The sequence below is a fragment of the Streptomyces sp. NPDC054840 genome (assembly GCF_053611065.1).
The window spans coordinates 1-1456 of the sequence record NZ_JBSGZP010001091.1 but is presented as its reverse complement, the minus strand read 5'-3'; the positions used below and the strand labels follow the sequence as shown (position 1 = coordinate 1456).

Here is a 1456-nt window from a genome sequence, read left to right as displayed (position 1 = left end):
GGTGCGCGGGTGAGTGGGTGACGGCGTCTGCGGAGACGCTCGGGGCGGCTTCTTCGAGGTCGGGGGGAGGTGGTTGCGCGGTGCGCAGGATGCGGATGAGGCTTTGGGGTTCGAGGGGGCGTCCGTTGATGGTGGTGAACAGGTGGCCGGTGTCGTCGCAGGCGGTGGCGCGGTGGAGAGCCGTCACGAGCTGATACCCGTGCTGCGCGAGACGGCACTACGCTGGCACACCGGACTCTTCACCCCCTGATTCACACCGCGGGCTGCAGCGGCTTGATCATGGATCGGTACACGGGAGCGCCGTCCCATGGTTGGGTGAGGCCAACCAGCTGGTAGCCCAGGTGCTCGTACCAGGCGGCGGCTGGCGCTTCGGGGCGGACGGTGAGGGTGACCCGCTCTGCGGTGACTCCGTTCAGCAGGGCGGTGTGCAGGGCCCGTCCGACGCCTTGTCCGCGCCGGTCGGCGAGCACGGCGAGTTCCATCACGACGAACGTGCGGTGCCCGTCCTCGCGGATGAACTCCTCGGGCAGGTCGGTGTCCAGGAATCCGGACCACCATCCGGTGGTGGACGCGAGGGGAAGGCCGTAGGCGAACCCGGCGAGCTCGCCGCCGTCGGGGGCCAGGACCAGCCGGAAGCCGGGCGTCTTGTGCTCGCGCTGGTAGCGCTCCAAGAACTCGGCGACGTCACGCGGTCCCTCGTTGTACGGGGGCTCGCCGAACACCGCTTCATAGACCGGGGCGAGGTCATCCAGCTCCCGCCCAGCGGCGACGGTGTCGGTGACGGTGACGGTGGTGTATTCCACGGGGGCTCCTCATCGGGTGGGGCGGACACGATCCACTTCGCGGCGGGCCACGGCCAGCGATTCCCGCGCCCGTCCCGAAGACACCTCGGTGAGCAGGGCCTCGCCCTGCTCGAGGTGGTGCGCCGCCTCGTCGGCGTCGCCCGACCGGGCGAGCGCTCCGGCGAGCCCCGCCCGCTGCAAGGCCTCGTTGCGGGCGTAGGTCGCTTCCTGCCGTTCGAGGGAGCGGCGCAACCACGACACGGCGGCCCGGTGATGCCCGGCTGCCGTGAACAGCTCGGCCTGTGCCGAGGCGAGTTCGGCCGGACCGTGGAACAGCGTCCACTCCGGTGCCGGCCGGGACCCGCGGTCCTTCTCGTACAGGCGGGCCGCGTTCGCCAGCGTGGTGCGGGCCGACGCTGAGTCGCCGAGCATGGCCAGCGCCCGTGCTTCCCGGGTGGCGAGGATGGACAGCAGCGACGGCGGCGCCCACGGCGCGGCGAGTTCGGCGGTCCGACGGGCGTGGTCCAGCGCGGGCTGGGGCTGCTTCTCCCGCAGTTCCAGCAGGGCCATGGACGCGAGCACTAGGGCGCGTATTTTGTTGTGATCAATCTGCGGGAATCGCCCTCACGGCGGGTTCTGATCCGGTAGATCGTTCTGTGTGACGCGAGTGCAAC

General features: G+C 70.7%; 3 protein-coding genes. All 3 read right to left on the bottom strand.

The genetic code is table 11. The annotated features are described in order from the left end of the window. On the bottom strand, window positions 1-187 hold a 187-nt coding region (locus ACWGIU_RS37790), incomplete at its 3' end, for a hypothetical protein (RefSeq protein ID WP_453712597.1). A gap of 64 nt (window positions 188-251) precedes the next feature. Further along, complete coding sequence (locus tag ACWGIU_RS37785) at window positions 252-803, bottom strand: N-acetyltransferase family protein (RefSeq protein ID WP_453712595.1); 552 nt, start codon at window positions 801-803, stop codon at window positions 252-254. Window positions 804-812: 9 nt separating this feature from the next. Continuing rightward, complete coding sequence (locus ACWGIU_RS37780; protein ID WP_453712593.1) at window positions 813-1364, bottom strand: hypothetical protein; 552 nt, start codon at window positions 1362-1364, stop codon at window positions 813-815. Window positions 1365-1456 lie beyond the last annotated feature (92 nt).